23 protein-coding genes are annotated in these 25,421 nt (G+C 73.3%); 10 read left to right on the top strand and 13 right to left on the bottom strand.

Translation table 11 applies throughout. The annotated features are described in order from the left end of the window. Positions 1–138 precede the first annotated feature (138 nt). Positions 139–711: a hypothetical protein gene (locus STBA_RS09310; protein WP_077058794.1), complete on the top strand. Its 573-nt coding sequence runs from the start codon at positions 139–141 to the stop codon at positions 709–711. A 48-nt stretch (positions 712–759) separates the two neighbouring features. Here STBA_RS09310 and STBA_RS09305 read toward each other — a convergent pair whose 3' ends face one another. Together STBA_RS09305 and STBA_RS09300 are read right to left on the bottom strand one after the other, a co-directional pair. Beyond that, entirely contained in the window at positions 760–1,332 is a 573-nt protein-coding gene (locus STBA_RS09305; protein WP_077058793.1) for a cob(I)yrinic acid a,c-diamide adenosyltransferase, read from the bottom strand. A gap of 403 nt (positions 1,333–1,735) precedes the next feature. Beyond that, positions 1,736–2,761, bottom strand: coding sequence for an acetylxylan esterase (locus STBA_RS09300; RefSeq protein ID WP_077058792.1), 1,026 nt, complete (start codon positions 2,759–2,761; stop codon positions 1,736–1,738). Positions 2,762–3,004: 243 nt separating this feature from the next. On the opposite strand from STBA_RS09300, the gene STBA_RS09295 reads away from it, so the two are divergent. From STBA_RS09295 to STBA_RS09285, 3 genes are all read left to right on the top strand, one after another. After that, on the top strand, positions 3,005–3,853 hold the full coding sequence (locus tag STBA_RS09295) for a 3-hydroxyacyl-CoA dehydrogenase family protein (RefSeq protein WP_077058791.1): 849 nt from the start codon (positions 3,005–3,007) through the stop codon (positions 3,851–3,853). A gap of 170 nt (positions 3,854–4,023) precedes the next feature. Next, positions 4,024–4,317 (top strand): STAS domain-containing protein, encoded by a 294-nt coding sequence (locus STBA_RS09290; RefSeq protein WP_077058790.1) that lies wholly within the window; start codon positions 4,024–4,026, stop codon positions 4,315–4,317. Between the two features lie 113 nt (positions 4,318–4,430). Further along, on the top strand, positions 4,431–6,743 hold the full coding sequence (locus STBA_RS09285) for a hypothetical protein (RefSeq protein WP_077058789.1): 2,313 nt from the start codon (positions 4,431–4,433) through the stop codon (positions 6,741–6,743). Between the two features lie 22 nt (positions 6,744–6,765). Here STBA_RS09285 and nucS read toward each other — a convergent pair whose 3' ends face one another. Next, on the bottom strand, positions 6,766–7,440 hold the full coding sequence (gene nucS / locus STBA_RS09280; RefSeq protein WP_077058788.1) for an endonuclease NucS: 675 nt from the start codon (positions 7,438–7,440) through the stop codon (positions 6,766–6,768). A gap of 9 nt (positions 7,441–7,449) precedes the next feature. Continuing rightward, entirely contained in the window at positions 7,450–8,220 is a 771-nt protein-coding gene (locus tag STBA_RS09275; protein WP_079251819.1) for a DUF5753 domain-containing protein, read from the bottom strand. A gap of 460 nt (positions 8,221–8,680) precedes the next feature. Between STBA_RS09275 and STBA_RS09270 the strand changes: the two genes are divergently transcribed. Next, a complete protein-coding gene (locus tag STBA_RS09270) occupies positions 8,681–9,079 on the top strand; it encodes an SCO5389 family protein (protein WP_077058787.1) in 399 nt (132 codons plus the stop codon). Here the strand turns inward: STBA_RS09270 and STBA_RS09265 are convergent. Beyond that, entirely contained in the window at positions 9,048–10,112 is a 1,065-nt protein-coding gene (locus tag STBA_RS09265; protein WP_077063205.1) for an LLM class flavin-dependent oxidoreductase, read from the bottom strand. The two genes, STBA_RS09270 and STBA_RS09265, sit on opposite strands and share 32 nt — an antisense overlap. A gap of 195 nt (positions 10,113–10,307) precedes the next feature. On the opposite strand from STBA_RS09265, the gene STBA_RS09260 reads away from it, so the two are divergent. Continuing rightward, positions 10,308–10,622, top strand: coding sequence for an ATP/GTP-binding protein (locus STBA_RS09260; RefSeq protein WP_077058786.1), 315 nt, complete (start codon positions 10,308–10,310; stop codon positions 10,620–10,622). A gap of 6 nt (positions 10,623–10,628) precedes the next feature. Here the strand turns inward: STBA_RS09260 and STBA_RS09255 are convergent, their stop codons facing one another. The 7 genes from STBA_RS09255 to mce all read right to left on the bottom strand — a co-directional run bounded on the left by STBA_RS09255 (position 10,629) and on the right by mce (position 19,828). Then, the gene (locus tag STBA_RS09255) at positions 10,629–11,519 is read right to left on the bottom strand and encodes an ABC transporter permease subunit (protein ID WP_077058785.1); all 891 of its coding nucleotides are present in this window, start codon (positions 11,517–11,519) and stop codon (positions 10,629–10,631) included. After that, the gene (locus STBA_RS09250; protein WP_077058784.1) at positions 11,516–12,874 is read right to left on the bottom strand and encodes an ATP-binding cassette domain-containing protein; all 1,359 of its coding nucleotides are present in this window, start codon (positions 12,872–12,874) and stop codon (positions 11,516–11,518) included. Before STBA_RS09250 ends, STBA_RS09255 begins: the two co-directional genes overlap by 4 nt. 108 nt (positions 12,875–12,982) lie before the next feature. Next, the gene (locus STBA_RS09245) at positions 12,983–13,750 is read right to left on the bottom strand and encodes an ABC transporter permease (protein ID WP_077058783.1); all 768 of its coding nucleotides are present in this window, start codon (positions 13,748–13,750) and stop codon (positions 12,983–12,985) included. Between the two features lie 3 nt (positions 13,751–13,753). Next, positions 13,754–14,662: an ATP-binding cassette domain-containing protein gene (locus tag STBA_RS09240; RefSeq protein WP_077058782.1), complete on the bottom strand. Its 909-nt coding sequence runs from the start codon at positions 14,660–14,662 to the stop codon at positions 13,754–13,756. 111 nt (positions 14,663–14,773) lie between these two features. Next, a complete protein-coding gene (locus STBA_RS09235) occupies positions 14,774–15,718 on the bottom strand; it encodes a cellulose-binding protein (RefSeq protein WP_077058781.1) in 945 nt (314 codons plus the stop codon). Positions 15,719–15,944: 226 nt separating this feature from the next. Then, complete coding sequence (locus STBA_RS09230) at positions 15,945–19,253, bottom strand: hypothetical protein (RefSeq protein ID WP_077058780.1); 3,309 nt, start codon at positions 19,251–19,253, stop codon at positions 15,945–15,947. A 122-nt stretch (positions 19,254–19,375) separates the two neighbouring features. Continuing rightward, on the bottom strand, positions 19,376–19,828 hold the full coding sequence (gene mce / locus STBA_RS09225) for a methylmalonyl-CoA epimerase (RefSeq protein WP_077058779.1): 453 nt from the start codon (positions 19,826–19,828) through the stop codon (positions 19,376–19,378). A gap of 137 nt (positions 19,829–19,965) precedes the next feature. On the opposite strand from mce, the gene STBA_RS09220 reads away from it, so the two are divergent. Together STBA_RS09220 and meaB are read left to right on the top strand one after the other, a co-directional pair. Further along, positions 19,966–21,174 carry an acetyl-CoA C-acetyltransferase gene (locus STBA_RS09220; RefSeq protein WP_077058778.1) on the top strand — a complete coding sequence of 403 codons (1,209 nt, stop codon included), beginning with the start codon at positions 19,966–19,968 and terminating at the stop codon, positions 21,172–21,174. A gap of 107 nt (positions 21,175–21,281) precedes the next feature. Beyond that, positions 21,282–22,256, top strand: a complete 975-nt coding sequence (gene meaB, locus STBA_RS09215) for a methylmalonyl Co-A mutase-associated GTPase MeaB (protein ID WP_077058777.1) — start codon at positions 21,282–21,284, stop codon at positions 22,254–22,256. An 89-nt stretch (positions 22,257–22,345) separates the two neighbouring features. Here the strand turns inward: meaB and STBA_RS37695 are convergent, their stop codons facing one another. After that, positions 22,346–23,161 (bottom strand): hypothetical protein, encoded by an 816-nt coding sequence (locus tag STBA_RS37695; RefSeq protein WP_077058776.1) that lies wholly within the window; start codon positions 23,159–23,161, stop codon positions 22,346–22,348. Between the two features lie 120 nt (positions 23,162–23,281). On the opposite strand from STBA_RS37695, the gene STBA_RS09205 reads away from it, so the two are divergent. Together STBA_RS09205 and STBA_RS09200 are read left to right on the top strand one after the other, a co-directional pair. Next, on the top strand, positions 23,282–23,950 hold the full coding sequence (locus tag STBA_RS09205) for a response regulator transcription factor (protein WP_077058775.1): 669 nt from the start codon (positions 23,282–23,284) through the stop codon (positions 23,948–23,950). Beyond that, positions 23,943–25,421: an ATP-binding protein gene (locus STBA_RS09200; RefSeq protein ID WP_077058774.1), complete on the top strand. Its 1,479-nt coding sequence runs from the start codon at positions 23,943–23,945 to the stop codon at positions 25,419–25,421. The genes STBA_RS09205 and STBA_RS09200 overlap by 8 nt, the downstream gene beginning before the upstream one ends.

Below are 25,421 nucleotides of genomic sequence, written 5' to 3'. Positions count from 1 at the left end.
GTGGGGGCGCCCGGCGGGCACCGTCGGGCGGCGTACATCGAACGATGCAGTCGCCGTGCGGCGAATCGTCGCGGGGGGCGATGGAACGGGGCGCGGGGCACGCGAGCCTTGAGGGCGAACCTCGGGGAGGAGCCCGCTGTGATCGTCACTCTGATCGTTGCCGCCGAGATCGGCTTCTGGGTCGTGCTCGGCGGCGGCCTCGCCGTTCGCTATCTGCTGCGCAGGCCGCGGCTCGGCGGGGCGCTGCTGCTGTGCGTGCCGCTGATCGACGTGCTGCTGCTGACCGCGACGGCGATCGACCTGCGGCGCGGCGTCGATCCCTCGGCCGCGCACGGCCTGGCCGCCCTGTACCTCGGCTTCACCGTCGCCTACGGGCACTACGTGGTCCGCTGGGCGGACGGGCATGCGGCGCATCGGTTCGGCGGGGCGCCGCGGCCGGCGAAGCCGCCGCGCCACGGGATGGCGCGGGCCAGGCACGAGTGGCGGATCTGGACGATGACGCTGGTCGGCGTGCTGATCGGGCTGGCGGTGCTCCAGGGCATGATCTGGGCGATCGACGACGGGGACCGCACCGGTCCGCTGCGCACCTGGCAGGGCACGGCGCTGCGGGTGCTCGGCATTCATGCGCTGATCGCGCTGAGCTACACGCTGTGGCCGAAAAAAGCCCCGGCGCCGGAGCGCGACCCGGAGCGCGCGGTCGAACACAGCTGAGCCGCGCCGACGCGCGCCCGGGGGCGCAGGGGCCCGCCCAGGTCGTGCCTAGCGGTTCTCGCCGGGGACCCACAGCACGTCCCCGACCTCCTTGTTGGCCGTCCTGGCCAGGATGAACAGCAGGTCGGACAGGCGGTTGAGGTACGTGGCGGTGAGTTGGTTCATCGTGTCGCCGTGCTCTTCGAGTGCCGCCCAGGTGGCGCGTTCCGCCCGGCGGACCACGGTGCACGCCTGGTGCAGGAGGGCCGCTCCCGGGGTGCCGCCGGGCAGGATGAAGCTGCGGAGCTTTTCAAGATCGGCCAGAAAGCGGTCGCAGTCGGCTTCCAGCCGGTCGATGTAGGTCTGAAGAACGCGCAGCGGCGGGTGTTCGGGGTCGGGCACCACGGGGGTGGCGAGGTCGGCTCCGACGTCGAACAGGTCGTTCTGTACCCGGATCAGCACGGTGCTGACCTCGTCGGGGAGCCGGCCGAGGGCCAGCGCCGTGCCGATGACGGCGTTGGCCTCGTTCGTATCGGCGTAGGCGGCGATCCGCAGGTCGGTCTTGGCCGTGCGGCTCATGTCGCCGAGCGCCGTCGTACCGGTGTCTCCGGTACGGGTGTAGATCCGCGTGAGGTTGACCATGCGGTGAGCTTAGAGGCTGTCCGGCACCGGCCGTCGAGAACAGCCGGGTGCCCAGCGCCAGGGACAGCGCCATCAGCCCGGCGGTGACCAGCGGGCCGACGAGCAGCGTGCTCCCGCAGCCGTCGAGGAACGCCGCCCGCACGCCTTCCACGAGGTAGCGGAACGGGACGGCGCGCGAGAGGGCGTCGAGCACCAGCCGGGCGCGAGGCTCATGGGCAGCAGGATGCCGGAGAGCAGCATGGCGGGCAGGCTGACCGCGTTGACGGCGGGCGCGAACTCCTGGGCGCTGTGTACCGCACCGCGGGCCGGTGCGCGCTCGACGCGTGGTCCGTGGCGGAGACCGCCCGGCCGATGCTGGAGAAGCTCACCCCGCCGAGACCCTGCTGAGCCCCGAGGTCCGCGACTACGCCCGCCGCCCCGCCGCCGGCTGAGGACGCGCGTCCCCGCCGCCGAGAAAGCGGTGTTGCGCCGCGCGCAGCGCCGCCGTCTCCGCGTCGAGCGCCGGATAGTCGAAGTGACCGGCCGTCAGCACGAACAGCTTTGCCGGGCCGCCCAGCGCGTTGTGCACCGCAAACTGGCCGGGCGGCGGCACCGCCGGGTCGAACAGCGCCGCCGCCACCAGCACCGGCACCGCGATCCGCGAGGCCGCCACGGCTGCGTCGAAGTACCGCAGCACCCCGGCCACCGCCGGGTCGCGCGCGTGCCGGGCGCGCACCGCCTCGCCGCTGCCGGTGCACGGCAGCGTCAGCCGCAGCGGGTGGTTGCCGAAGCTCGGCACCGTCAACGCGGCCCCGTGGAACCGTTCGTCCCAGGGCAGCGCGAGCGCCCCGATGCCGCCGCCGAAGCTGACGCCGACGAAGTCCAGCCGCCCGGCGGCGGCCGGGACCAGCGTCAGCAGGGCGGAGGCCGCGCACCACACATCGGCGGCGCACGCCCCGTGCACGTAGGTCTCCCGCCCCTCGATCCCGTGCAGCACATGTGCGTCCGGCGCCTCGGGAACGTCGGGGAAGCGGCTGCGCGCGCCGAGGCCGCGCAGGCAGGGCCAGATCGTCGCCGCGCCGGGCGGCGGCAGCGCGGGCTCGGGCGCCGCGAGCCCGCCATAGCCGTGCGCGGCCACGCAACCGCGGGTCACGCGGCCGTCGGAGGGCAGCGTCAGCCAGCCCCCGATGCGCCGGCCGCCGACCGAGGTGTAACGGACGGGGTGCACGTCGAACCCCGCCGCCCGGCGTTCGCGCGGGCCCACGACCGGCGCGGCCTCGACCGCGCGCGCCGCCGCGTGCCGCGCACGCCAGAAGGCGTCGAAACCGTCCGGCGTCGCCGGCGCCCCGACGGCCCGCAGCGCCGGCAGGTCGTATCCGTGCCGGGGGTCGAACGCAAAACCGTGCCGCAGCGCGGCGGCCCGCCGGACCGCATCCGTCTCGTTCACCATCGGTCCGCCGCCCGCCCCTCGTCCGTCGGGTCTCCCAGGGTGCCACCGCGCTCGGGCGCCCGCGCGCGACCCCTCAACGCTCCGGCCCGCGCGAGCCGTTGGCGCTCCGGCGCGCGGCGACCTGTCACCGCGCGCCGTGGGGCGGGGGTCACACCGTGACGCGCGTCTCTTCTGCGCCCACGAACGCCCCGCTCTCGCTAGGGTCTGAGGTTCCCGGCCGGGCACGCATCAAAGGAGATCAACGTGGCCAGGAAGCTCGCCGTCATCGGGGCAGGACTCATGGGGTCAGGCATCGCCCAGGTCGCCGCCGCGGCGGGGTGGGACGTGACCCTGCGGGACGTCACCGACGCCGCGCTCGCCCGTGCCAGGAGCGGCATCGAGACCTCCCTTGCGAGATTCGTGGCCAAGGACAAGCTGTCGGAGGACGAGGCCAGGGCCGCCCTCGCGCGGATCGCCACGACCACGGACCTGGACGCCGCGGCCGACGCGGACATCGTCGTGGAGGCCGTCTTCGAGCGGCTCGACGTCAAGCAGGACCTGCTGCGGACCCTCGACGGCCTGGTGGGGGAGCACACGGTGCTGGCCTCCAACACCTCCGCCATCCCCATCACCAAGCTCGCCGCCGCCACCGCACACCCCGAGCGCGTGATCGGCACGCACTTCTTCTCGCCGGTGCCCCTGATGGCGCTGTGCGAACTGGTCCGCGGCCACCGGACCAGTGACGCAACCCTGGCCACCGCCAGGGAGTTCGCCGAGTCCACCGGCAAGACGTGCATCGTGGTCGAACGGGACGTGGCCGGTTTCGTGACGACCCGTCTGATCTCCGCCCTGCTGATGGAGGCGGTCCGGCTGTACGAGTCGGGCGTGGCCACCGCGGAGGATATCGACGCGGCCTGCCGCCTGGGCTTCGGGCATGCCATGGGGCCGCTGGAGACCGCCGACCTCACCGGCGTCGACGTCCTGCTGCACGCCGCGCAGAACATCCACACCGAAACGCAGGACGGCAAGTTCGTCGCTCCCGAGCTGATGCGCCGCATGGTCGACGCGGGGGATATCGGCCGCAAGAGCGGGCGGGGTTTCTACCGCCACTGAGCCCGCCGGGCACCCCACCGATCACGACTCGATCACCTCCACGGGTGATTTCGGTATCGGTTTGAACACAGACAGCAACTCCTGGCCCAGGAAGCTGTCACATTTATCAGTCATTGACATTGGTTGACATCTGTCACCGACCGGCCGTCCCAGGGGAGCGGGGAGCGTATATGCAGATCAAGGGCGACCACGCGGAGCTGGTCGTCGGCGGCCGTCTGGACGTGCGCAGCGCGGCAGACGCCAGAATGGCGCTCCACCGCGCCGTTGACGCGGGGCAGGGAGACCTGGTGCTCGACCTGAAGCACCTCGACTCCTGCGATGCCACGGGCCTCGGCGTCATCATGGGCGTGCACCGGCGGGCGGGCCGGTGCGGCAGACGCCTGGTGCTGCGCGACGTGCCGCCGCACGTGCAGCGCGTACTGGTGGCCACCCGGCTCCACCGAATCCTCACGATTGCCCCGTAATCCCCGGAATCTGCCGACGGGTTGCACGGCACCGGCCATGAGGCACACGGATCACGACGGTAGCGTTGGCCCCACAGGCGGCCTGGCCGCACCGCTCCCGGAAGACACTGACCATGGACCTCACGCACCCCGCAGGGGGAGCCGACGACGGTTCGGCGCGGACCGTCGAGCTGGTCGCGGGTGACTTTCTGCTCACCATCAACCCCGTGGACGGCAGCGAGATCGAGTCCTGCCCACCGGGCCGCCGCCCCATCGTGCCCCGGCGCGCGCCCGCGGACGGCGGCGGGGCGGACGGCGCGGCGCAGGCCGCGCCCCTGCTCGAACGCGACGAGGAACGGCACCGGCTCTACCGCCTCCTGGCCCGCGGCCGGTCCGTCCATCTCTCGGGCCCGGCCGGCGGCGGCCGCACCGCGCTGCTCGACGCCGTCGCGCGGGACTGCGCGGGGCTGGCCCCCGACGGCGTCATCCGGCTGAGCGGCTGCCGGCGGACCACGGCCGACCTGATGCACGAGCTGTACGCCGCCGTGCACCACACCCCCGCCCACCGCCCCGGCCCGCCCGAACTCGCCGCCGCACTGCGGCAGATCGGCGCCGTCGTCGTCCTCGACGACGTCGAGTCCGGCGGCGCCGCGCTCGAAGACCTGCTCGACGCGACCCCGGAGTGCGCGTTCCTCATCGCCGCCAGGGCGGGCGTGCCCCTGCCCACCGGCGAGGCGCGCCTGGAGGAGGTCGACCTCGCCGGCCTCAGCCGCACGGCCTCGCTCGAGCTGCTCGAACTCGGCATCGGCCGCCCCCTGGACGAGGCCGAGACCGACTGGGCCGCCGACCTGTGGTTCGAGACGGAGGGGTTGCCGCTGCGCTTCGTGCAGGCCGCGGCACTGCTGCGGCGCCGCACGCCGGGGACGCCGGTCCCGCTGCCCAACGCCGCGACCCTCGTGCCCACTCTCACGCGGGCGCTGCCCCAGGGCGCGAAGGAGATCCTGCGCTACGCCGTCGCCCTCGGCGGCGACGTGCCAGGACCCGCCCGGCTGCCCGCCCTCACCGGCTTCCCCGCCGCCGCAGACGAGCACGCGGAGCTGGTGACCGACGGCCTGCTCACCGCCGTCGGCACCCGCCACCGCCTCGCCCACGGCATCCACGCGGAACTGCTCGCGGCCGGCTACGGCGAGGGGTCGGCCGACCGCCTGCTCGCCGTCGCGCAGCACTACGCATGGTGGCTCGGCGAGTCCGCCACCACGCAGGAGGCCGCCGCGGAGACGGAGGCGCTCCTCGCCGCCGTCCACGCGGCGCAGCGCGCCGGGCACGACGCGGCCGTGGCCGCGCTGGCCCGCGCCGCGGCCCCGCGGCTGGGCGCCGCGCTGCGCTGGAGCCAGTGGGAGCGGGTCCTGCGCAGCGGCCAGGAGGCCGCCCGCGCGGCCGGGGAGGTCGCGCAGCAGGCGTACTTCCACCATGAACTCGGCGTGCTCGCGGTCATCCAGGGGCAGCTGGACCACGCCCGCACCGAGCTGGAGGCGTCGACCGCGCTGCGCAGCGTGCTCTCGGACACCGGGGGTACCGTCGTCGGCCGCCGCGCGCTCGCGCTCGTGGACGACCTGGGCTCGGGGCGTACCACGACGCCGCCCGACGGCGTGCCGACTGCCGCGCTGCCGCTGCCCGTTCCGGCCGCCGGGCTGCCGCCGGGCCCGCCCGGCGGGACGGAGCCCGCCACCCAGGTCATCCCGCGGCAGGCGGGCTCCGCCCGCCGCGGCCCGGGGCCGCGCCGCAACGCCGTGGCCGCCGCGGCGGGCACCGCGCTGCTCGCGGTGCTCGGCACGGTCGTGGCGTTCGGCCTCTCGGGCGGCTCCGGCGAATCCGGTTCCGAGGACGGCGAACGCACCAGACCGGCCGGCCTCGACGACGAGGGCCCGTCCGAGGAGGAGACCTCTCCGTCGGAGCGGCCGACGGGCCGTTCCCCGAAGGACGAGGAGAGCCCGACGCCCTCCGCCACCCCGTCGGCGCCCACGGCCGAGGACGTCACGCCGCCGCCCGTCACCGAGGAGCCGGCGCCCGACCCCACGGAAGAGGACACCCCGAGCGACCCGGGCACGCCGGGCGGCACCCCCACCGAGGACCCCACCCCGCCGGGCGACGGGGGAGGACAGGAGGGCGGCGCGGATGAGGGCGCGGCCGAGGGCCCAGGGGGCGGCGCGGACGAGGGGGGTGCTGTGGAGGGCGGCGAGGGCGGTGCCGATGAGGGCACGGACGAGGGCCCCGGGGGCGGCACGGATGAGGGCGCCGTGGAGGGCGGCGACGGCGGTGCCGATGACGGCACGGCCGAGGGCCCCGAAGGCGGCGCCGACCAGGGCGCCGCGGGCGGCGGCGGGACGCCGACCTCCACCGGCGACCCCGCGCCGACAGCCTCGAAGGCGGTGGGCGGCGTCGGCTGACGCCGCCCGTCCGGCCCGCGCCTCAGAACAGGCGCAGCTTGTCGTCCTCGACGCCGCGGAGCGCGTCGTAGTCCAGCGTGACGCAGCGAATGCCGCGGTCGGTGGCCAGGGTGCGGGCCTGCGGCTTGATCTCCTGGGCCGCGAACACGCCCTGCACCGGGGCGAGCAGCGAATCGCGGTTCAGCAGCTCCAGATAGCGGGTCAGCTGCTCGACGCCGTCGATCTCGCCGCGCCGCTTGATCTCGACCGCGACGGTCCCGCCCGCCGCGTCCCGCCCCAGGATGTCCACGGGGCCGATCGCCGTCGGGTACTCGCGCCGGATCAGCGACCAGCCGTCGCCCAGCGTCTCCATGCGGTCCGCCAGCAGCTCCTGGAGGTGCGCCTCGACGCCGTCCTTGATCAGCCCCGGGTCCACGCCCAGCTCGTGCGAGGAGTCGTGCAGGACCTCGGCCATCGTGATGATCAGCTTCTCGCCGCCCTTGTTCTGCACCGTCCAGACCGGGGTGCCGTCCTCTCCCTCGCTCTCCTTCAACGTGCACGGCGGCGACATCCAGTTGAGGGGCTTGTAGGCCCGGTCGTCGGCGTGTACCGAGACGGACTGGTCCGCCTTGACGAGGATCAGCCGTGGTGCCAGGGGCAGATGGGCGGTGAGCCGGCCGGCGTAGTCGACCGAGCAGCGGGCGATGACGAGACGCATGAGGCCAGCCTAGACGGGACCCGCGCAGTGCACGTCCGCCCTCAGGCGTTCCAGGAACGCGAGGGTGGCGGCCGGGGGCATCGCCAGGTCGCGCACCCGGTCGTAGACCGTCCGCAGGCGCTCGATCTCCCGCTGCTCGCGGATGAGTTCGCCCGAGCAGCCCGACTCCGTGTACACCTCCGTACGCCCCGCGGGCAGCCACAGCATGGCCATCTCCGTGTGCGTCAGCCCGTGCAGCCCGGCGGAGAACGGCAGCACGTGCAGCGTGACGTTCGTACGGGCGGCCATCTCCGCCAGATGGCCGAGCTGGCGCCGCCACGCGCCCCGGTCGGTCAGCGGGCGGCGCAGCACCGCCTCGTCGAGCACGGCGCGGAAGTCGGTGGGGTTCTCCGCGGTGAGGACGAGCTGCCGTGCCAGCCGCGCCCTGACCCGCGCCTCCAGGTCCGCCTCGCGCGGGTGCGCCATGCGCAGCAGCTCCCGCGTGTACTCCTCGGTCTGGAGCAGCCGCGGCACCACGCCGACCGCGTACTGGTGGATCGTGCGCGCCCGCGCCTCAAGGCGCAGATAGCCGCGGTACTTCTCCCGCGCGGCGTCGTCCCGTGCCAGCTCCCACAGCATCATCAGGTGCGGCGTGGTCCCGTACGCGGAGTCGAGGGCCGCGATGACGTCGGGCCCGCCGAGGCCCTCGCCCTTCTCCAGCTTGTACAGGTGTGTGGTCCCAGCCCAGCTTGTCGGCGAGCCGGCGCAGCGACCAGCCCGCCTCGTGGCGCAGCCGGCCAAGCTCCTGGGCGAGCATGAGCCGTGCCGACGGCTTGTCCCGCCCCCGGGTCGGTTTCCTTGCCGGCATGCGCACACCTTCCCGATCGGGGTCCCCGCCAGCTACAGGCCGGTCACAGTAGGTGCATATCGGCCGGACTGAAGAGAGTTCGGCGCAAACGCCACCCGGAAGGAAACGCCATGGCACGAAAGTCCCACGGCGGCTCGGCGACTCGGCGGCGGGGCTCGCGGCGTAACGGGCGGAAGGTCACGGGGTCAGCGTTATGCGTGGGATTGGCGGGATTGAGCATTGGCCAGATATGTGCCCGTTCCGCTGACATGCACGGGCCAGGCGGCTTACCGTGTGCCAAGGGGGCGTCACCGTCGTTCGCATTGTGCCGCCGCGCGCGGCGTCCTGCTCGGCAGCGGTGCTCTCCGGCCCGTCCGCCAGACCCCCGGTCAGGGGTCGCGAGAGGAGAATCCCATGTCGCTCGACGTCTCACCGGCACTGCTCGATCAGGCCGAGCGAGGCGATGTCGACGAAGCAGAGTTCGTCGACTGCGTCCGAACATCCCTGCCCTACGCCTGGGACATGATCAGCAACCTGGTGGCCCGGCTCAAGGTGGACGGCGGCGCCTTCGCCGACAACACCACCCCGCCGCCGGACGAACAGGCCCGCGGGCAGCTGCTGCGCGCCCTGGCGAGCAACGCCATCCGGGGCGCCCTGGAAAGGCACTTCGGCGTCCGGCTCGCGTTCCAGAACTGCCACCGGGTGGCAGTCTTCCCGCTCGACGCCTCCACGTCGTCCGACGCACCCCTCACCCGGTTCACCTCGATCCGGGGTCAGATCCTCAACCAGTCGCCCGAACTGCGCGACTGCTGACGGCACGCGGGCGTGCCGCCGCTCCGGCCACTGCCTCGGGCAGGAGCGGCAGCACGTCGTCCGCGATCCGCCGCACATTCGTCTCGGTGGCCACCAGCTCGCCCGAGCCCTCGGCGAGCAGCGCGAAGCGCGTGATCCCGGTCCGCTCCGCCGTCGCGGCCAGCCGGTCCGCGCACAGCTGCGGCGGCCCCACGGGGTGCAGCTCGCACAGCAGCTCCGTGTACGCCAGGGGATCGCGCATCGAACGCGGCCGGTCGTCCACGGTGCGGTGGGCCGTCAGGCCCCGGCGCAGCCAGCCGGGCAGCGCGCGGCGCAGCACCTCGACCGCCTCCGTATGGCTGTCCGCGACCTGGCACACGCCGACCGACACGTGGTCGGCGTCCGGGCACTGCCCCGCGTCCTGGGCGGCCTTGCGCCACAGCGCGACCATCTCCGCCTTCTCCTGGTCCCCGGTGTGCATGCCGAGCAGCATCGGCAGGCCGTGCCGCGCGGCCAGTTCGACGGTGGCGGGGGAGGTGCAGGCCACGATCACCGGCGGGGCGTCCGCGGGTCTGGGTACCACCGGCACCTCGCGGAAGCGGTAACGGTTGCCTTCCGCGCCGACCTGCGGCTCGTTCAGCCAGCGCAGCAGCAGGTCGAGCGACTCGGGGAAGCCGCTTTCCAGCGCCTCGACGCCGCCGCCGAAGACCTCCAGGTCGACCCACGGCCCGCCGCGCCCGACGCCGAGCGTGAAGCGCCCGCCCGAGGCCATGTGCAGCAGCGCGGCCTGCTCGCCCAGGGCGACGGGGTGCGCGGTGGTCAGTACGCTGATGGCCGTGCCGATGCCGATGCGGCCGGTGCGGCCGAGGAGGAGACCGGCCAGGGTGGTCGCGGACGGGATGACGCCGTACGGAACGAAGTGGTGCTCGGCCAGCCAGACGGAGTCGAGACCGACCTCGTCGGCCACCTCCGCGGTCCGCAGCGCCCGTTGCAGTGCTTCGCGGTCGCTCTGCCCCGGGTACTGACCAGCCAGCACAAATGTCCCAATCCGCATCGGCCCCATTGCCGTGGCCCCTCTCACCGTGGTCGTCGGGGTGTGCCTGCCCCGTTCTTTCGTGGGCACTAACGCAGGACACGTGCCGGAGGCACGGGCCAGCGGCAATTTCTTCGGATGATCAGGCAGGTGGCCGGGATGGGCCGACGCGTAGACTCAAAAAACAGCTTGCCGTCGGACCTCCGAGGTGTATCCGTGTCCCCTCGTCGTAACCGCCCGCGCGCCGCGGGGCCGCCGCCCGGCGCCCGCGGGGCCGACTACGGCATCGAGCGGTCCGACCTGTGGCAGGGCGAGGAGTGGGTCGTCCGGCCCATAACGGGCGGCGCGGCGGCCAAGCACTACCGGTGCCCCGGCTGCGACCAGGAGATCCCGCCCGGCGTGCCGCACGTCGTCACCTGGCCGCGGGCGGGCGCCGTCGACGACCGCAGGCACTGGCACGGCCCATGCTGGAACGCCCGTGACCGCAGAGGCGCACGCCCCCTGCGCTCGCGGAACGCCCCACGCTACTGAGCGGCCTCAGGCGTCCGTCGACGTCAGGCGCGCGTAGGCGCCGATGAGGGCCGCCACCGTGATGCCGGCGAGCATGCCGAGCAGCGGCCAGCCGGTGGCCGTGTCATCGCCCTCCATCGGCAGCCGGTAGAGCGACGCGAGCCCGTTCAGCAGGGAATACTCGATCAGCTTTTCGCGGGCCGTCTCCATGCTGTCGCCGACCATGAACATCGCGGCGATCAACGGCAGCAGGACCAGCCCGATCAGCGTGGTGATCGCCCCGGCGGAGTGCCGCAGGAGCGCGCCGAGGGCCAGGCCGAGCACGCCGAGCAGCGAGACGTACAGAGACGCGCCGACGGTCGCCCCCATCCAGTGGCCCGCGGTGGCGACGAGCTCGCCGTTCTCGATCGAGCCCTCCATGTACGGGTCCTGCACCGCGTAGTGCGGGATGTCCTGGTCACCGAGGAGGGAGGAGTGGATCAGGCTGGTCAGCGTGGTCGCCACGAGCGTCATGACGAACGCGAGGGAGAAGAAGACCACCGTCTTGGCCAGCAGCACGCGCCCGCGGTGCGGGCAGGCGGTGAGGGTCGTGCGCATCATGCCGGTGCCGTACTCGGAGGAGATGACGAGCACGCCCAGGGTCATGATGCACAACTGACCGAGCATCACGCCGAAGAAGCCGCCCGCGAGCAGCGGCCAGCCGACGTAGTCGTCACTGGCGAGGGCGACGGCGAAGAGCAGCCCGATGCCGACGGTGACGACGAACATCAGGACGAGGGTCCACACGGTGGAGCGGACCGACTTGATCTTGGTCCACTCCGAGGCGAGCGCGTGCCCGAGGTGTGTGCGCACCACCGGAATCGGCGAGGCGTAGCCGGGGGCGGGCGGCGGGGGCGGCATCTGGGCCGGGGCGGTCATCGGGCATCCTCGGAGCTGGACGGGGCGGACGGCTGCGGCTGCGGCGGCTGCGGCGGCTGCGGCGGCTGCTGCTGTGCAGCGGGCTGCGCGGCCGGCGGTTGGACGGGGGTGCCGAGGGTCATGGTGCCGGGGGGTTGTTGCTGTGGGGGTGTGGCGGGGGGTTGGACGGGGGTGCCGAGGGTCATGGTGCCGGGGGGTTGTTGCTGTGGGGGTGCGGCCGGCTGCTGTGCCGGGACGCCGAGCGCCATGGTCGCGCCGGGCGGTGGCTGCTGTGCCGGGACGCCGAGCGCCATGGTCGCGCCGGGCGGTGGCTGCTGCGCCGGGACGCCGAGCGCCATCGTGGCGCCCGCGGGCACCTGCTGCGGAACGGGGGGCGCCGCCTGCTGCGGTTGCCATGCCGCGGCCGGGGCCTGCTGGGTGAGGCCGCTGCGCTGGTCCGCCGTCGACCGGAAGTCCACGGCGCCCTGCGTCATGCGCATGTACGCCTCCTCCAGGGAGGCGGTGTGCGGCGACAGCTCCCACAGCCGCGCCCCGGCCTCGTGGGCCAGGTCGCTGATGTGCGGCAGCCCGAGGCCGACGACCTTCAGCGCGCCGTCCTGCTCCTGGAGCACCTGGCCGCCGGCCTCGGCCAGCGCGTGCACCAGCTTCTCGCGTGGCTCCGCCGTGTCCTCGGCGGTCCTGACCCGGGCGAAACCGGTCGAGTTCTGCCGGATGAAGTCCGCCACCGGCAGGTCGGCCATCAGCTGGCCGCGGCCGATCACGATCAAGTGGTCCGCAGTCTGCGCCATTTCGCTCATGAGATGGCTGGAGACGAAAATCGTGCGGCCCTCGGCGGCGAGCCGCCGCATCAGGTTGCGGACCCAGAGGATGCCCTCCGGGTCGAGACCGTTCACCGGCTCGTCGAACAGCAGCACGTGCGGGTCGCCCAGCAGCGCGGCGGCGATGCCGAGCCGCTGGCCCATCCCCAGCGAGAAGCCCTTCGAGCGCCGCTTCGCCACGTCCTGGAGGCCCACCACGCCCAGCACCTCGTCGACCCGCCGGGCCGGGATGCCGGACAGCTGCGCCAGGCTCAGCAGGTGCGCCCGCGCACTGCGCCCGCCGTGCTTCGCGTTCGCGTCCAGCAGCGCGCCCACCTGCCGTGGCGCGTTCGGCAGCTGCCGGTACGTGTAGCCGCCGATGGTCACCGCGCCCGCCGTGGGCTGGTCAAGGCCCAGGATCATGCGCATGGTGGTCGACTTCCCCGCGCCGTTCGGCCCGAGGAACCCGGTCACTTTGCCCGGTTGGACCGAAAAGCTCAGGTTGTACACGGCCGTCTTCGAGCCGTAGCTCTTTGTCAGGCCGACTGCCTCGATCATCTCTTTCACCCGTCACAGCCGAAACTCATCCCCCCAATGGAGGTAAGACACTATCGGCTGTTCGTCATTATCGGCGGCGGGGGCGGCCACGCCGCCGTCCGGGACGGCTCAGGCATCCCGCCGCTTGAGGACGACGTATCCGGCCAGCAGCGAGGCGGCCACCCAGGCCAGCATGATCAGCAGGCCGGTCCACGGGCCGTAGGGACGCTCACCGTCGTCGATCACCGCCATGATCCGCGACCCCGCCTGATCCGGCAGGTAATCGCCGATCTTCTCCGTCGCCTCGACGTTGGCCAGAATGCTGGAAATCATGAAGAAGAACGGGATGAGCACCCCGAACGACAGCATCGGACTGCGCAGCATCCACGTGACCCCCATGGCGAACAGGGCGATCAGCCCCATGTAGAGCCCGCCGCCGAACACCGCGCGCAGCACCCCGGGCTCGCCGAGGTCCGTACGGTGGTCGCCCAGCATCGCCTGGCCGAGGAAGAACGTGAGGAAGCTCGTCAGCATCCCCACCAGCAGCGCCAGCGCGGTCGCGATCACCAGCTTGGCGCCCATCAGCACGCCGCGCTGCGGCACGGCCGTCAGCGAGGCGCGGATCATGCCGGTGCTGTACTCGTTGGACACCACGAGAATCCCGAACGCGATCATGGCGAGCTGCCCGAGCGACGTACCCGCGAAGCTGATGAACGTCGGGTCGAACGTCAGGCGTTCCTCGCGCGACAGATCGTCGTAGCTCTGCCGGACCAGGAAGCTGATCAGCATGCCGAGCGCCACCGTCACCACCAGGGCGGCGGCCAGCGTCCACAGCGTGGAACGCACCGAACGGATCTTGGTCCACTCCGAGGTCAGCACCCAGCCGGTGTGCGCCATCGCTCAGCCCTCCCGTGCCTGGTACTCGACGGACCCGTGCGTCAGCCGCATGAACGCCTCCTCCAGCGACGCCTGCCGCCGGGACAGCTCGTGCAGCACCAGGCCGTTCGCCGCGGCGATTTCGCCGACCCGCGCGGCCGGCACGCCCTCCACCTCGAACCCGCCGTCCGGCTGCGGCACGGGCCGCAGCCCGGCGTCGGCCAGCGAAACGCGCAGCCGCTCCGGATCGGACGACCGCACCTGGACGTAGGGACGGGAATTCTCCTCGATGAACCGCGCCATCGAGGTGTCGGCCAGCAGCCTGCCCTGGCCGATCACCACCAAGTGGTCGGCGGTCAGCGCCATTTCGCTCATGAGATGACTGGAGACAAACACCGTGCGGCCGTCCGACGCCAATTGCTTCATCAGATTGCGTATCCAGTGAATGCCCTCGGGGTCGAGGCCGTTCACCGGCTCGTCGAACATCAGGATCCTGGGATCGCCGAGCAGCGCGCTCGCGATGCCGAGCCGCTGCCCCATCCCCAGCGAGAAACCCTTCGGCCGCTTCCTCGCCACGCCGGAAAGGCCCACCAGATCGAGCACTTCGCCGATGCGCCGCTCGGGCACGCCGTTGCTCTGCGCCAGGCACAGCAGATGGTGGTACGCCGTCCGGCCCGGGTGCACCGACCTGGCCTCCAGCAGGGCCCCGATGTACGTCAGCGGCTCCGGCAGCTGGTCGTACCGTTTCCCGTCGATACGGACGTCGCCGCTCGTGGGCCGGTCGAGACCCAGGATCATCCGCATCGTCGTCGACTTGCCCGCGCCGTTCGGGCCCAGGAAGCCGGTGACCACACCGGGGCGCACCGCGAAGGTCAGCCCCTCCACGGCCGTCTTCCCGCCGTACCGCTTGGTCAGCTCAGACAGCTCGATCATGGAACCGACGCTAGAACGCCGCCGGGGCCGCCGCCCGTCCAGGCGGCGGCCCCTGCGCCGTTGGGGTGAGTGCCCCGGCCCGGCAGGCCGGGGACCGCTCGGTGGAACTGCTCAGCGGGACTGCTGAGCGGGCACGCCCTTGGTGACGCCCTCGTCGCCGTCGTCGTCGCCGAGCGTCGCCGCCGCGACCTGGGCGCCGGTCAGCGTGGCCAGCATCTCGCGCACGTTCGTCAGCTGCGCGTTGATGCTGTCGCGGCGGTTGGTCAGCGCCGCCAGCTCCCGCTCGGACTCGCTGCGGATGCGGTCGGCCTTCGCGTTGGCGTCCGCCACGATGTCCTCGGACTGCCGCTGCGCGGTCTCCACCGTCTGGCGGGCCCGGCGCTCGGCGTCGGTGCGCAGCTTCTCGGCCTCAAGACGCAGCTGCTCGGCGCGGTGCTCGATCTCCGCCAGCCGCTTCTCGGCCTTGGCCTGACGCGAGGCCAGGTCGCGCTCGGACTGCTCGCGCCGCTTGGCCAGGTTGGTCTCGAAGTCCGCGGCGGCCTGGGCGGCCTTGGCGCGAGTGTCCTCGAAGAGGGCGTCCGCCTCCTCGCGCTTGGCCAGGGCGTCCTTGTCGGCCTCGGCACGGGTGGCCGCGGCCTCGCCCTGCGCCTTCTCGACGATGCGGGAGCCCTCTTCCTCGGCCTTGGCCTTGCGCTCCGCCGCGTACGCCTCGGCGTCGTTGCGCACCTGCTGGGCCGCCCCCTCGGCCAGCTCGCGGTGCTGCTCGGCGGCCCGCCGGGCCTCCTCGCGCAGATCCTTCGCCTCTTCCTCGGCGAGGCGGAGGATCTTTTCGACCCGGGCGCCAAGACCCGCGTATGACGGCTCGGAATCGGTAACGGCCGCCTGGGCGTTCTGCGTTTCGAGGTGGAGCTCCTCGATCCGCTTCTCCAGAGAGGTGATACGAGCAAGTGCGCTGTCACGGTCGGCGACGAGCTTCGAGATGCGGTCGTCCACCTGCCCGCGGTCGTAGCCGCGCCGCACGAGCTCGAAGCCGAAGGGGGAGGAAGTGTCGCTCATGGGGTTCCTGTCGAATCAGACGGGTGAGTGAGTTGATGGAATGTCGGGCCTGGGCGTTCAGCGCTTCGAGGTCGAGCTCCTAAAGCCTTTGTGCAGACGGGTCCATGCCCTCGGGGCCATCATCCTAGGGGGCGAACCGGCGTGTCTTCGAGCGGATGCGCCTTCTCCGTGGAGAATGTTCGCCCCTTCCGCTCAATCGAGTGTTCAGGTGATTGGCCCGACTCCGTTAGCCGCCGGGCCGTTTGCCGCCGGAACGTGATCCGCCGGCGCCGGCGGAGACCGCACCCTTGCCGCCGCCCTTGCCACCGGGCTTGGGCGCCTCGAAGGACTCCAGGGCCTCCAACACATCCTGCACGCGGGAGATTTCGGCATTGATGTCCGCACGGCGGCGGGAGAGCTTCTCCAACTCCCGCTTGCCCTCGTCCACCAGGCGCTTGGCCTCCCGCTCGGCCTCGGAACGCATCGACTGGGTCTCGCGCAGCACCTTCGTACGCTGCTGCTCGGCGTCCTTGAGCAGAGCCTCCGCCTTCTTCACCGCGGCGATCCGCACCTTGCTCGCTTCCGCGTTGGCCTCGGCGGACAGCTTCTCCGCCGCCGACCTGGCCTCGGCGCGCTGCTCCTCCGCCGCCTTCATCAGCTTGTCGACCCGCTCACCGGCGGCGCGCGCCAGCTCGGCGGACTCCCGCCTGGCCCGGTCGTGCAGCTCCTCGACCTCGGACTCGACGCGCGTCCGCAGCTCCTCGGACCGTTCCCTGACGGCCGTGGCGTCCCGGCGGGCCTCCTCGAGCAGCTGGTTGGCGTCCCTGCGGGAGGTCTCCACCAGCTCGCTGCCGGTCTCCTGCGCCTCCGCGATCAGCCGGCTCGACTCCTTGCGGGCCGCGGCGACCATCCGGTCCGACTGCTCCTCCGAGGCCGACGCCATGCGCAGCGCCTCCTCCTGAGCCTTCGCCAGCAACTCGTCCGCCTGCGCCGCCGCGTCGCTGCGCTTGCGCGACGCCTCCCGGCGCGCCCGGTCCAGGACGGTGTCGGCCTCCGACCGCGTGCGCTCGGCCGCCTCCTCCGCGCCCGACCGCAGCCGATCGGCCTCGGCGATGGCCTCCTTGACCGTCCGTTCGGCCAGCGCGGAGGCCGCCTCCTTCTCTTCGGCGGACTCCCGCAGCACCCGGGCCGCCTCCCGCTCCGCCTCCGCGCGGTGCGTCGCGATCTCCGCCTCGGCCGTCTCGCGCAGCCCGGCCACCGAGTCCCGCACCTGCTGCGCCTTGTGCTCGGCCGCCGCGACCAGCGTCTCCGCCCGCCGCTCCGCGTCGTCGACGCGCGCCTGCGCCGAGGCGAGCAACTCCTCGCTCCGCTCCCGCGCCTGGGCCCGCTCCCGGTGCGCCGCGTCCCGTGCCTCCGTGAGCGTGGTATCGGCCTCGGCGTGCAGCCGCGCCGCCTCCTCGCGCGCCGCCGACAGCGCCTGCGCGGCCTCGGCCGCGGTGCGCTCGGCCGCCGCTTCCGCGTCGGCGCGCACCCGGTCCGCGGCCTGCCGTGCCTCGTCGCGCAGCCGGTCGCCTTCCGCGATGGCCTCGCCCCGCAGCCGGACCGCGACCTCCTCGCCCTCGGCCCTGGCCCTGGCCGCATCCGTGACGGCCTCGTCCCGCAACTGCACCGCGGCCTGCTCGGCCTGCTCGGTGAGCGCCCTGATCCGCTCCGCGGACTCCGCGCGCAGCCGGTCCGTCTCCGCGGCGGCCTCCGTGCGCAGGCGGCCCGCCTCCTCGCGCGCCTCGGCCAGCGCCTCCTCGGCCGCCGTGACCCGCTGCTCGGCCTCCGCGCGCAGCCGCTCCAGATCGGCCGCCGCGGCCTCGCGCTCGGCCCGCGCCGCCTCCCTGGCCTCCGTGCGCAGCCGCCGCCCGGCGTCCTCGGCCTCCTGCGTGACCCGCTCCGCCTGGCCGGCCGCCTCCTCGCGCTGCGCCTCGGCGTCGGTGCGGGCCTTGCGCAGCGCCTGCTCCGCCTGGTTCCGCAGGGTGGTGGCGCGCTCGATCGCCTCGGTGCGGACCCGTTCGCTCTCGGCCGTCGCCGCCGAGCGCAGCTCCTCCGCGTCGCTCCTCGCCTGCGCGAGCAGCTCCTCCGCGCTGGCCGCGGCCTGCTCGATCTGGGCAACGGACTCCCGCCGCGCGTCCGCGCGAACCCGCTCGCCCTCCTCCGCGGCCTCGGCGCGCAGCTGCTCCGCCTCGCTGCGCAGCCGCCGCGCCTCCTCCTGGAGCTCGACGGTCTTGGCGCGGTACTCCTTGGTGTCGTCCTGCGCGGTGCCCTTGAGCTGCTCCGCCACGTCGTGCGCCTCGGCGCGCAGCCGGTCCGCCTCGGCCTCCGCCTCGGCGCGCAGCCGCTCGGCCTCCTCGGTGGCGGCCTTCTTCGTGGCCTGCGCCTCCTCGGCGGCCTTGCTCAGCACTTCCTCTGCGGTCCGCGCCGCCTCGGCCAGCTGGGCCGCGTACTCCTCGGCCGATTTGGAACGGGCCTCCTCTGCGGCCTCCGCGACCACCCGTTCGGCCTCGGCACGGGCTTCTTCGAGCGCGTGCCGCGCCTCGGCCCTGCGGCTGTCCGCGTCGCGGGTGGCCTCGCCGACCATGCGGGCGACCTCGGCCTTGGCGGTCGCGGTGCGCTGCTCGTACTCCGACTCGGCGGCGCCGCGCCGCTTCTCGGCCTCCGCGGTGGCCTCGGTGACCAGCCGCTCGGCCTCCTCGCGCGCCGTGCGCAGCCCGGCCTGGGCCTCCTCGGCGCGCTCCTCGGCCTTGCGGACCAGCGCGGCGGCCTCCTTGCGCCCGGTCTCCGCGTCCTGCGCCGTGGAGCTGCGCAGCCGCTCCGCGTGCTCGGTGGCCTCCTGCGCCTGCGCGGACGCGGCGCCGAGCAGCCGCTCGGCGTCCGCCCTGGCGCGGCGCAGCAGCTCGTCCGCCTCGGCCCTGGCGGCCTCGGCCTCCGCGGCGCTCCGCTGCCGAGCCTCCTCGGTCAGGCGCAGCGCCTCGGCCCTGGCCTGGCCGACGGTCCGCTCGGCCTCGGCCCTGGTCTCCTCGATCAGCCGGCGGGCCTGCGACTCGCTGCGGGCGCGGACCTGCTCGGCCCAGGCGACGTTCTCGTTGACGTGGGACTCGACGGTGGAACGGCGCTGGGCCAGCTCCTCGTCGAGGCGCCGCCGGCGGCCGACGGCCTCGGCGTGCAGCTCCGCCTCCATGCGGGCGCGCTGCTCGGACTGCTCCTGAAGGACCCGCTGGGACCTGGCGCGGGCCTCCCTCAGCTCGCGTTCGGCCTCGACGCGCATCTGGTCCGCCTGGTGCTGGGCGGACCGCAGGATCTGTTCGGCGTGGGCGGTGGCGTCACCGTAGACGGGGCGCAGGGAGAGCGCCCGGCGCACCTCGTGCAGCTTCGCGCGCAACACCTCGACCTGGTAGCCGAGATCGTCGGCATGGTCGACGGCCTTCTCCCGCTCCTTCTTCAGCCGCTCCATCTCGGCTTCGAATTGCGAGAGGTGGTCTGAAGCCTGGTAGGCGTCGTAGCCCCGCACTGCGCGGTCCCATCCGTCCCCTGGTCGTGGCACTGCAAGATCCGGTCATCGGCCGAACGACGGGACGAGTGAATGCGCCCACAGCCCCGGCTCGGCCACTCTACCGGCCGGGGCAGCGTGCGTCAGTGGCCCTCGGGCTCCCCCTGGGCGTGCGGGGCGGCGGAGGTGACGAGTTCGGTGAGGACGCCGTGACAGTCCTTCGGGTGGAGGAATGTGATCCGCGAGTCCATGGAACCGCGGCGCGGCTCGTCGTAGAGCACCCGGATGCCCTTGCCGCGGATCGCTTCGGAGTCGGCGTCCACGTCGGCGGTGCCGAACGCGATGTGGTGCACGCCCTCACCGTTCTTCTTCAGCCATTTGCCGACGGCCGAATCCTCCCTGGTCGGCTCGATCAGCTGGAGGTAGGACGAGCCCCCGTCGTCGGTGCCGTTGATCCTGAGCATGGCCTCACGCACGCCCTGCTCCTCGTTGATCTCGGTGTGGAAGACCTCGAAGCCGTAGGTGGCGCGATAGAACTCGACGGTGGCGTCAAGGTCGGTACAGGCGATCCCGATGTGATCGATGCGCGTCAACATTCCCCCATCCCACCGCCTTTGACGTGACGCACGCAACGTGCGCACCGTCACAGACACGCGCCGGTGACCCGGTGCGTCACGCTCTGTACATTGTGTGTGAACCATCGTTCACTCCCCATATTTCCGAGGAGCGCACCATGACATCCAGCAGCGGCAGCGGCGCCACGTCCGTGATCGTCGCCGGTGCGAGAACGCCGATGGGCCGCCTGCTCGGCGCGCTCAAGCCCTTTTCCGGCGCCGAGCTCGGCGGCTTCGCCATCCGGGCCGCTCTGGAGCGGGCCGGGGTCACCGGTGAGCAGGTGCAGTACGTGATCATGGGGCAGGTGATCCAGGCGGGCACCGGGCAGATCCCCGCGCGGCAGGCCGCCGTGCGGGCGGGCATCCCGATGACCGTGCCCGCGCTGACCGTGAACAAGGTCTGTCTCTCCGGCCTGGACGCCATCGCGCTGGCCGACCAGCTGATCAGGGCCGGGGAGTTCGACGTGGTGGTGGCCGGCGGCCAGGAGTCCATGACGAACGCGCCCCACCTGCTGCCGAAGTCGCGCGCCGGGTTCAAGTACGGCGCGATCGAGATGCTGGACGCCATGGCGCACGACGGGCTGACCGACCCGTTCGAGGGCATCGCGATGGGTGCTTCCACCGAGCGGTACAACACCCGCCTGGCCATCACGCGCGAGGAGCAGGACGCCGTCGCCGCCCTGTCCCACCAGCGGGCCGCCGCCGCTCAGAAGAACGGGATCTTCGACGCCGAGATCGCCCCGGTGGCGATCCCGCAGCGCAAGGGCGACCCGGTGCCGTTCGCCCTGGACGAGGGCATCCGGCCGGAGACCACCGTGGAGTCCCTGGCCGCGCTGCGCCCCGCGTTCGACAAGGACGGGACCATCACCGCCGGTTCGTCCTCGCAGATCTCCGACGGCGCGGCGGCCGTGGTGGTCATGTCGCGGGCCAGGGCGGAGCAGCTCGGGCTTTCCTGGCTGGCCGAAATCGGCCCCCACGGGAATGTGGCCGGCCCGGACAACTCGCTCCAGTCCCAGCCGGCCAACGCGATCGGGCAGGCCCTCGGCAAGGCCGGCCTGACGGTCGCGGACCTGGACCTCATCGAGATCAACGAGGCGTTCGCCGCGGTGGCCGTGCAGTCAATGAAGGACCTCGGGGTAAGCCACGAACGAGTGAATGTGAACGGTGGGGCCATCGCGCTCGGTCACCCGATCGGTATGTCGGGCGCCCGGCTCGCGCTGCATCTGGCCCTGGAGCTGCGGCGCCGCGGCGGCGGGACGGGCGCGGCGGCGCTGTGCGGCGGCGGCGGCCAGGGCGACGCGCTGATTCTGCGGGTGCCGGCGGCCTGACCGGCTCCGCTCGGTGACCGGCCGCCTGCCGGGCCCGAGCGCGCCCCGAGCGGGGCGCGAGCGGAGCGGACGGGCCCGGCGACGAGGAACACGGGAAGGGAGCACGTGTGGCGAGGGCGACGACCGCCGACGTGGGTGAGCTGGTGGCGCGGGCCAGGGCGGGCGGGCCGCGGGCGGTGGCCCGGCTGATCTCCCTGGTGGAGGGCGGCTCGCCGCAGCTGCGGGAGGTCATGGCCGCGCTGGCGCCGCACACCGGCCATGCCTACGTCGTGGGCATCACCGGCTCGCCCGGTGTCGGCAAGTCGACGTCCACCTCGGCCCTGGTCTCCGCCTTCCGGCGGGCGGGGAAGCGGGTCGGGGTGCTCGCGGTCGACCCGTCCTCGCCGTTCTCCGGGGGCGCGCTGCTCGGCGACCGCATCCGGATGGGCGAGCACGCCTGCGATCCCGGCGTCTACATCCGTTCGATGGCGACCCGCGGCCACCTGGGCGGCCTGGCGAGGGCCGCACCGCAGGCGGTGCGCGTGCTGGACGCCGCGGGCTGCGACGTGGTGCTGGTGGAGACGGTCGGCGTGGGCCAGTCGGAGGTGGAGATCGCCGCCCAGGCCGACACGACGGCGGTGCTGGTCGCGCCCGGGATGGGCGACGGGGTGCAGGCCGCGAAGGCGGGCATCCTGGAGGTCGGCGACGTCTTCGTCGTCAACAAGGCGGACCGGGACGGCGCCGCGGCCACCGTCCGCGAGCTCAATCACATGCTCGGTCTCGGCGAGGCCCGCGCCCCCGGCGACTGGCGCCCGCCGGTGGTCCGCACGGTCGCGGCGCGCGGCGAGGGCCTGGACGAGGTCGTCGAGGCGCTGGAGAAACACCGTGCCTGGCTGTCCGCGGGCGGCGCCCTCGCCGAGCGCCGCGTGCGCCGGGCGGCGCGCGAGGTGGAGGCGATCGCGGTCGCCGCCCTGCGGGAGCGGATGGCCGATCTGCGCGGCGACCGGCGCCTGACCGCCCTCGCGGAACGGATCACCGCGGGCGCCCTCGATCCCTACGCGGCGGCGGACGAGCTGGTGGCGGGCCTCACCGGCGAGGCGTGAGGGGCGCCCCCGCACGGACGAACGCCCCCTGAAGGGCCGGGGCCTCCAGGGGGCGTTCGCCGTCCCGCCGCACGGGGCGGCGGGTGGCCTCAGCGGTCGTCCGCGTCGTCGTCACCGCGGTCGTCGTCGCGGTCGTCGCGGTCGTCGTTGTCGTCGTCCCGGTCATCGCGGTCGTCGCGGTCGTCGCGGTCGTCGTTGTCGTCGTCCCGGTCATCGCGGTCGTCGTCACCGCGGTCGTCGTCCCGGTCGTCGCGGTCGTCGTCATCGTCCCGCTCGCGGTCGGTGATGTCGCCCGTCGCGAGGTTGATGCTCAGCTCGTGCTCCGCGCCGTCGTCGCCGCGCAGCTCCAGCTCCCAGTGGCCGTCGTCGACGTTCGCCTCGCGCAGGGCGCCCGAGGTCTGCTCCTCGGCCAGGCGGATCGCGGCCAGCGCGTCGACCTCGGCGTTGCCCGAACGCAGGCTCGTGGCCGCCGCCTGGTCATCGTCGTCATCGTCGTCGTCGTCGCCGTCCGTGGCGCGGCTGCCGAGGACCTCTGCGCCGTCCTCGCTGACCAGGACCTTGTACCACTGGTCGTCCTCGCCGAAGATCTCGACCTCCCAGCCGCGGTCCCGGTCGTCGTCGTCATCGTCGTCCAGCTCGATCTCGGTCACCACGCCGGGCCGCTCGGCGACGGCGGTGCCGACCGCCCGCTCGGCGGCCGAGCCGCCGCCCGCGCTGCCGTCATCGTCGCTGCCCGCGCCGCCCGCGGTGGTGTCGCTGCCGGCGTCCGCGACCGAGATCTCCTCCAGCGTGTTGGACGTCTGCTCGCTGTCGTCCCCGCCCCCGCCCATCGCGGCGCCGGCCAGGGTGCCCCCGCCGACGACTGCACCGGCGGCGACGATGGCGATGAGAATGTTGCGCTTCATGAGGGTTTCCTCCCCGTGGTCCTGGTTCCTGCCAACGGGAACGACGATGCCTGATCCTTGCTGAAGGGGACCTGAAGGCACCTGAAGACTTCTTCAGGAACGGTTTGCCAAGCTTGCTCCATGCGCGTGCTGATTGTGGAGGACGAGAAGCGACTGGCCAGGTCGCTCGCCCAGGGGCTGACGGCCGAGGGCTTCGCCGTGGATGTGGCCCACACGGGCACCGACGGCCTGCACCGGGCCACCGAGGGGTCCTACGACCTGCTCATTCTCGACATCATGCTGCCCGGCATGAACGGCTACCGCATCTGTGCCGCCCTGCGGGCCATGGGAGACGAGACGCCGATCCTGATGCTCACCGCCAAGGACGGCGAGTACGACGAGGCGGAGGGTCTGGACACGGGCGCCGACGACTACCTGACCAAGCCGTTCTCCTACGTGGTCCTGGTGGCCAGGGTCCGCGCGCTGCTGCGGCGGCGCGGCGGCCGGGGCGCCTCGCCCGAGCTGCGCGTGGGCGATCTCGTCGTGGACCGCGCCGCCCGGCGCGTGTCCCGGGCGGGTCTTGAAGTGGCCCTGACGGCGAAGGAGTTCACGGTGCTCGAGTATCTGGCGGGCCGCCAGGGGGAGGTCGTCTCCAAGGCCGAGATCCTGGAGCACGGCTGGGACTTCGCCTACGACGGCGATCCGAACATCGTCGAGGTCTACATCAGCGCCCTGCGCAGGAAGATCGGCCCCGGGCTGATCGTCACCGTGCGCGGCGCCGGGTACCGGCTGGTGGCTCCCCGTGGCTAGCGTCAGGTCGAAGGCGGCGTTCGGCGCCACCGCGGTCGTGGCCGTGGCGCTGGTGGCGGCGGGGCTGATGATGCTCGCGCTGCTCCGGGAGAATCTGGACGAGCAGGTCGCCGACGATGCCGAGCTGACCGGCCGCATGGTCGCCGAGCAGCTGGCCACGGACACCGATTTCAGGGACCTCGACCTGGACAGTCCCGAGCCGGTGCAGGTCGTGGACCGGGGCACCGGCCTGACCCGTGCGAAAAGCGATGGCCTGGAGGAGATCGGCGGTACCGGCAGCGACCGGCTCGACGTGTCGCACCCGCCGTCGCCGGAGCCCACGCCGTCCGCCCCGCAGGGCGAGGAAGGCGACCGCGACGACGACGATGACGACGATGACGATGACGACGACACCGAGGAGCCGGAGGACCAGGACGGCCTCCGGCCCAGCGAGGTCGACAACGACGTCCAGCACGGCAACGGCTGGGCGGTGATGAACGGCGAGCGCCGCGACTACCTGTTCGCCGAGGTCGAGGTGACCACCCCGCGCGGCGAGGAGGCCATCGTCTACGCGGGCTCGCCGCTCGACGTGGAGCAGGCGGCCATCGACAGCATCCGCACCTCCATGCTGGTGGCGGTGCCGCTGCTGCTCGGCGTCGTCGGCGTCGTCACCTGGTTGGTCACGCGCCGCGCGCTCGGCCCGGTCGAGGGCATCCGCCGGGAGATGGCGGCGATCACGCGCTCCACGGACCTGTCCCGCCGCGTTCCGGAGCCGCCGGCGCAGGACGAGATCGGCCGCCTGGCCGTGACGACGAACGAGACGCTCGCCGCGCTGGAGACGGCGGTCGAGCGGCAGCGGCGCTTCGTCGCCGACGCCTCGCACGAGCTGCGCAGCCCCATCGCCAGCCTGCGCACCCAGCTGGAGGTGGGGGAGGCCCACCCCGAACTGCTGGACGTCCCCGGCGCGGTGAAGGACACCGTCCGGCTCCAGGCCCTGGCCGCCGACCTGCTGCTGCTGGCCAGGCTGGACGCGGGCGAACGGCCGCAGCCGGGCGAGGTGGGCCTGGCGGGCCTGGTCACCGAGGAGCTGGAGCAGCGGCCCGCCGCCGACCCGCACCCGGTGCGCCCGGCCGAGCTGGCGGAGGTGGACGTCCAGGGCTCGCGCGGCCAGCTGGCCCGGGTGCTGGGCAACCTGGTGGACAATGCGCAGCGTCACGCGGCCGGTCTGGTGCGGGTGTCGGTGCGGCGCGAGGGCGGGGACGCCGTGGTGGAGGTCGCGGACGACGGGGCGGGGGTGCCCGCCGGCGACCGCGAGCGGATCTTCCAGCGGTTCGTACGTCTGGACGACGCGCGCAGCCGCGACGACGGCGGGGCCGGGCTCGGCCTGGCCATCGCGCGGGACGTGGCCGCGCGGCACGGCGGTTCGCTGACGGTCGGGGACGCGCCGGAGGGCGGGGCGCTGTTCGTGCTGCGCCTGCCCGCCATGGCCTGA

The organism is Streptomyces sp. MP131-18 (genome assembly GCF_001984575.1).
Taxonomy (GTDB): Bacteria; Actinomycetota; Actinomycetes; order Streptomycetales; family Streptomycetaceae; genus Streptomyces; species Streptomyces johnsoniae.
This window is presented reverse-complemented; position numbering and strand designations above follow the sequence as displayed.

Excerpts from the sequence above, each read along its gene's own strand:
- STBA_RS09305 (WP_077058793.1), bottom strand. The coding sequence starts at position 1,332 with ATGGTCAACCTCACGCGGATCTACACCCGTACCGGAGACACCGGTACG.
- STBA_RS09300 (WP_077058792.1), bottom strand. The coding sequence starts at position 2,761 with ATGGTGAACGAGACGGATGCGGTCCGGCGGGCCGCCGCGCTGCGGCAC.
- STBA_RS09290 (WP_077058790.1), top strand. The coding sequence starts at position 4,024 with ATGCAGATCAAGGGCGACCACGCGGAGCTGGTCGTCGGCGGCCGTCTG.
- STBA_RS09285 (WP_077058789.1), top strand. The coding sequence starts at position 4,431 with ATGGACCTCACGCACCCCGCAGGGGGAGCCGACGACGGTTCGGCGCGG.
- nucS (WP_077058788.1), bottom strand. The coding sequence starts at position 7,440 with ATGCGTCTCGTCATCGCCCGCTGCTCGGTCGACTACGCCGGCCGGCTC.
- STBA_RS09270 (WP_077058787.1), top strand. The coding sequence starts at position 8,681 with ATGTCGCTCGACGTCTCACCGGCACTGCTCGATCAGGCCGAGCGAGGC.
- STBA_RS09265 (WP_077063205.1), bottom strand. The coding sequence starts at position 10,112 with ATGCGGATTGGGACATTTGTGCTGGCTGGTCAGTACCCGGGGCAGAGC.
- STBA_RS09255 (WP_077058785.1), bottom strand. The coding sequence starts at position 11,519 with ATGACCGCCCCGGCCCAGATGCCGCCCCCGCCGCCCGCCCCCGGCTAC.
- STBA_RS09250 (WP_077058784.1), bottom strand. The coding sequence starts at position 12,874 with ATGATCGAGGCAGTCGGCCTGACAAAGAGCTACGGCTCGAAGACGGCC.
- STBA_RS09245 (WP_077058783.1), bottom strand. The coding sequence starts at position 13,750 with ATGGCGCACACCGGCTGGGTGCTGACCTCGGAGTGGACCAAGATCCGT.
- STBA_RS09240 (WP_077058782.1), bottom strand. The coding sequence starts at position 14,662 with ATGATCGAGCTGTCTGAGCTGACCAAGCGGTACGGCGGGAAGACGGCC.
- STBA_RS09235 (WP_077058781.1), bottom strand. The coding sequence starts at position 15,718 with ATGAGCGACACTTCCTCCCCCTTCGGCTTCGAGCTCGTGCGGCGCGGC.
- mce (WP_077058779.1), bottom strand. The coding sequence starts at position 19,828 with ATGTTGACGCGCATCGATCACATCGGGATCGCCTGTACCGACCTTGAC.
- STBA_RS09220 (WP_077058778.1), top strand. The coding sequence starts at position 19,966 with ATGACATCCAGCAGCGGCAGCGGCGCCACGTCCGTGATCGTCGCCGGT.
- STBA_RS37695 (WP_077058776.1), bottom strand. The coding sequence starts at position 23,161 with ATGAAGCGCAACATTCTCATCGCCATCGTCGCCGCCGGTGCAGTCGTC.
- STBA_RS09205 (WP_077058775.1), top strand. The coding sequence starts at position 23,282 with ATGCGCGTGCTGATTGTGGAGGACGAGAAGCGACTGGCCAGGTCGCTC.